Source organism: Gemmata algarum, from assembly GCF_034097035.1.
GTDB classification, from domain to species: domain Bacteria; phylum Planctomycetota; class Planctomycetia; order Gemmatales; family Gemmataceae; genus Gemmata; species Gemmata algarum.
In genome coordinates this window covers 1-4259 of record NZ_JAXBLV010000040.1, presented here as the reverse complement: position 1 = coordinate 4259, position 4259 = coordinate 1, and the positions used below count along the sequence as shown (strand labels likewise).

Here is a 4259-nt window from a genome sequence, read left to right as displayed (position 1 = left end):
GTCGCTCCGTGTTCTCCGAGTGTAACGGGTGAAGCGGTAATGCGTGTGCGTCGGGTCCGGGTAATTATGCAGCAAATCCACTCTCAGTCGGCGTAAGGTGACAAAGTGCATATCTCGCATTTCATCAGTAATAAATTGGCGTTGAAACAGAGCGCGATTCTTACAAGATTGCTACACCGTGGGCTTCAACCGGTCAGCGGTTCGCGCTAAAGGGAGAGTGGCGCCACCGCATCCGGGTCGGGAACCCTTGAAGCGTCACCCGGGCGATCGACTGCCTGCGAGTCAGCGGTCGCCCGGGTGATTATACTTCACGCGGCCAGGAGTGAGACATCCTCGAACTCCTGGAACTTGAGCGTCATCAATGAAGCCAACTTGTCCGCGTGATTCGTCGGGATGCGATCCAACACGTCCTGGACGGCGGCCCGGAAGTCGGCGAACGTTGGGTGATACTTCCCGTCGATCGCCGTCCGCTTGGTGAACCGCCACAACGCTCGATCAGGTTCAGGTTCGGCGAGTAACTCGGCAGGGTAACGCTTCAGACTTCTGAACTGGCCTTTCGCTTTTCGGCGGGTTGTCGAGAATCGCGGGCATGACGGCCGTGGCCCCGATTCTCGATTCCGCCTTCGTCGCGGCCTTCCGTTCCGGCACCCTCACCGCGGACCAGGCCGAGGCCGTGCTACCGCGTGACCGGGCCGCCACCATCTTCTTCCTCCTTCAACTCAGCACCACCCTCGGCTCACCCGCTCCCGCCGGCGGTGCCCACACGCCTTCCGGAACCGTCCCACCCGACGCCAAGCCGTCGGCCAAGCCCCGACGCAAGAAGCGTGGTGCCGTGCCCGGCCACCCCGGTGCCACACGCCCCCGACCCGAACGCGTCGATCGCCACGAGTCGCACCGACTGCCCGCCTGCCCCGACTGCGGCGGCGAACTCAGCCGGACCGCTCGCACCCGCACCCGGCTCGTCGAGGACATCCCCGACGACCTCCGGCCCGAGGTGACCGAACACACGATCCACCGCGACTGGTGCCCGTGCTGCAAGAAGCAGGTCGAACCCCGGGTCCCCGACGCCCTGCCGAACTGCACCCTGGGCAACCGCACCGTCGTCCTGTCGGCCTGGCTGCACTACGGGTTGGGCGTCACCACCCGGCAGATCGTCGATGTCTTCAACGGCCACCTGCACCTCCCGATCACCGACGGCGGCCTGACGCAGATGTGGCACCGCCTGGCCGCCGTCCTGGGCCCGTGGTACGAGCAGGTCCACCGCCGCGGCCTCGACGCGGGCGTCCTCCACGCCGACGAGACCGGATGGCGGGTCGAGGGCCGGACGTGGTGGCGGTGGTGCTTCGCGACGACCGACGCCACCTACTACCGGATCGACGAGTCCCGCGGTCACCCGGCCCTCGACCCGTTCTTCGTCGAGGAGTTCGGCGGGATCCTGGTGACGGATTTCTGGGCGGCGTACGACGCGGTCGGGCGGACCAAGCAGAAGTGCTGGCCGCACCTGCTGCGGGAGTTGAAAGAGGTGGACGCGGGTTCGCACGCGGGCGGTGACTGGCCGGGGTTCGCCAAGCGGTTGCGGCGGGTCTTCGGGGACGCGGTGCGGTTGGAACTGACCCGCGGGGTGACGCCGGAGGAGGAGTACGACCTGAAGCTGTCGCGGCTTCACGGCCGGATCGTCGAATTGAGCGTCGGCGACTGGTCGAACCCGCACGCCGTGCGGCTGGCGAAGCGATTGTACAAGTATGGCGAGCAGTTGCTCACCTTCGTGGCGTTCGAGGGAGTGCCGTCGAGCAACAACCACGCGGAGCGTGAGGTGCGACCGGCGGTGCAGATGCGGAAGGTGAGTTTCGGGAACCAAAGCGAGCGGGGGGCGGCGACCCGGGGCATCCTGATGGGCGTGTGCCGGACGCTCAGGAACCGGGGCCTGGACCCGCTGCCAGCGATCCTCGACGCCCTGCGAACCTACGCCGCAACCGGGACATTGCCCCCGATGCCCGAGAGGGACAATTCAGGAAGCTGAAGGATTACTTAATTTGTTGCTCGTGGGACGCGCGAGACTCCTTTCCCCTGATCGGATTAGCTTTCAGTTCGGAAGCATCCTGCTTGTAAGCATCTTCGCACCACTGCTTAATGGACTCGAAGTCCTCAGTCGCGTTCGACAGGGATGCAGCGACGGCAGTATCCGAATCACCCCCGCTACGCTTCCCCGCACCGCCACACGCAAGCAGACAAACCGCAAACGTCAGCACCGCCACACACCACGCCGCGCGCATCGCCGCACCCCTCACGTGAGCCTGAAGCCGGACAGCGCGTTGGCCGCCCGTCAGGAAGGGGAGAGTATCGCGGAACCGCGTACGGGACGCAAGGGCCGGGCTGGTGTCCGGCGGCGGATCGGTCACACTGGCGGGGAGGGGCGGCACGACAGAAGCGGATCTGGATCGGGCCGGCAGGATGGCGTTACCATCAACCTCTCTTGGCCCCTCTACGGAGTTGGTATGCTCTTCCGCACGCTCGCCACGGTCATGTTTGCGACCGGACTCGCGACCGCCGCCGAACCGCCTGCACCGCCGAAGCGGGCGAACTTCACCCAGGCGGTCGAGCTCGTCACCCGGCCCAAGGGCGGCCTCCCGGCCGTGACCCGGAAGGCCGCGTTCGACATGGTGTACGTCCCCGGCGGGGAATTCACGATCGGGAGCCCCGACCGGGAGCCGGGGCGGGAGGCGAACGAGGGGCCGCGTCACAAGGTCCGGGTCGGCGCGTTCTGGATGGGGAAGTGTGAGGTCACCTGGGACGAGTTCGATCTGTTCCTGGCCGACCTCCGGTTCCCCAGCGCGGACGAGTTGCAGGCTCGCAATCGCGCCGCCGACGCGATCACGCGGCCGACGGCCTCGTACGTCGATGAGACCTACGGGCACGGGCGCGAGGGGCACCCGGCGCTGTGCATGACGCACCACGCCGCGATGATGTACTGCCACTGGCTGCGGAAGCAGACCGGGCGCGCGTACCGGCTGCCGACCGAGGCCGAGTGGGAGTACGCCGCGCGTGGCGGGGCCGACTCCGCTTACGCCTTCGGCGCCGACCCCAAGACCCTGGGCCGGTACGCCTGGTTCAAGGACAACTCGGCGGACGCCGACCACCCGCGGGGCACGACCCACAAGGTCGGGACCAAGAAGGCGAACGCGTTCGGCCTGCACGACATGTACGGGAACGTGGCGGAGTGGACCCTGGACCAGTACGACCCGGACGAGTACTCGGCCCGAGCCAAGAGCCCACTGTCCGTCAGTCCGGTAACGGTCCCGGTGGCCCAGCGGTGGTCGCACGTGGCCCGCGGCGGGTCGTGGGCGGATAAGGCCGAGCAGTGCCGCAGCGCCGCCCGGCGGGTGTCGGACAAGAGCTGGCAGAAGTGGGACCCGAACGAGCCGCAGAGCATCTGGTGGCTCACCCGCATGGACGTGATCGGGTTCCGGGTCGTGCTCGCCGAGAGCGAACAGCCCGAACTCGTGGGGCTGAGGCCCAAGGTTGTTGAGACGAGCAAGTAGTCCCTGGTCCGATCGTGCCTACTCTCCGGGACACCGTTTCGTCGGCTTGCAGTCCGTCACGAATCGGTCATGCTGGTGGGCGTCGCCCGTTGCGTGTCCCACCACCCGAGGCCGAACATGATCCGAGTCGCCGTCGCCATCGTTGCCGCCTTGCTGCCGTCGCCGGTGCCGAGGGCCAGCCCGCGGTCGCCAAGAAGGCCACCGCGGACGATGTGCTCAAGGAGTGGAAGCCCAAGGTTGCGGGCAAGGGCAAGGCGTTCGAGGCCACCGGCGGGTCGCCCAAGGAGGCACCGGATGTGGGGGCGCTGTCGTTCCGGTTGGAAGGGTGGACGTTCGAGGAGGTGTGGAACTTCTACGCCGACAAGTGCGGGGTGGAGCACCGGTACAAGGAGAAGACGATCCACATCGTCACCGGCGCGGGCAAGAAGGGCAGCTACGTGATCTCCGACCGCCTCACGTCCCTCAACGCCGACGCCACGCGTGCCGTGTCGGTGTTCCTGCTGAAGGCGGATGGGTACACGGCCACGGTGTCGTTCCACCCGAGCCCGGATGGGAAGTCGATCCTGGGCAGCATCGCGGTGGTACTCAAGTAGCGAACGTACGGGGCGCGAGTCACGTGTGCGGCCCGAGCCACGGTCACGCGGCCCGAACGATTGGCCGCACGTGCGCGGGTGCGGGGTGGTGGACGTGGTGCCCGGTTACGGACACCGGGGTGTAGGG

General features: G+C 67.2%; 4 protein-coding genes. 3 read left to right on the top strand and 1 reads right to left on the bottom strand.

Features of this window, described 5'->3' with window-relative positions; translation table 11 throughout:
* Positions 1-308 precede the first annotated feature (308 nt).
* Complete coding sequence (locus R5W23_RS05760; protein WP_320685508.1) at positions 309-488, bottom strand: hypothetical protein; 180 nt, start codon at positions 486-488, stop codon at positions 309-311.
* A 101-nt stretch (positions 489-589) separates the two neighbouring features.
* Between R5W23_RS05760 and tnpC the strand changes: the two genes are divergently transcribed.
* The 3 genes from tnpC (at position 590) to R5W23_RS05745 (ending at position 4132) form a co-directional block, all read left to right on the top strand.
* Entirely contained in the window at positions 590-2020 is a 1431-nt protein-coding gene (gene tnpC / locus R5W23_RS05755; protein ID WP_320685507.1) for an IS66 family transposase, read from the top strand.
* Between the two features lie 475 nt (positions 2021-2495).
* The gene (locus R5W23_RS05750; protein ID WP_320685506.1) at positions 2496-3539 is read left to right on the top strand and encodes a formylglycine-generating enzyme family protein; all 1044 of its coding nucleotides are present in this window, start codon (positions 2496-2498) and stop codon (positions 3537-3539) included.
* 89 nt (positions 3540-3628) lie between these two features.
* Entirely contained in the window at positions 3629-4132 is a 504-nt protein-coding gene (locus R5W23_RS05745) for a hypothetical protein (RefSeq protein ID WP_320685505.1), read from the top strand.
* The last annotated feature ends 127 nt before the right edge of the window (positions 4133-4259 follow it).

Bases quoted from the DNA above. Each gene is read 5' to 3' on its own strand.
- tnpC (WP_320685507.1), top strand. From the start codon at position 590: ATGACGGCCGTGGCCCCGATTCTCGATTCCGCCTTCGTCGCGGCCTTC.
- R5W23_RS05750 (WP_320685506.1), top strand. From the start codon at position 2,496: ATGCTCTTCCGCACGCTCGCCACGGTCATGTTTGCGACCGGACTCGCG.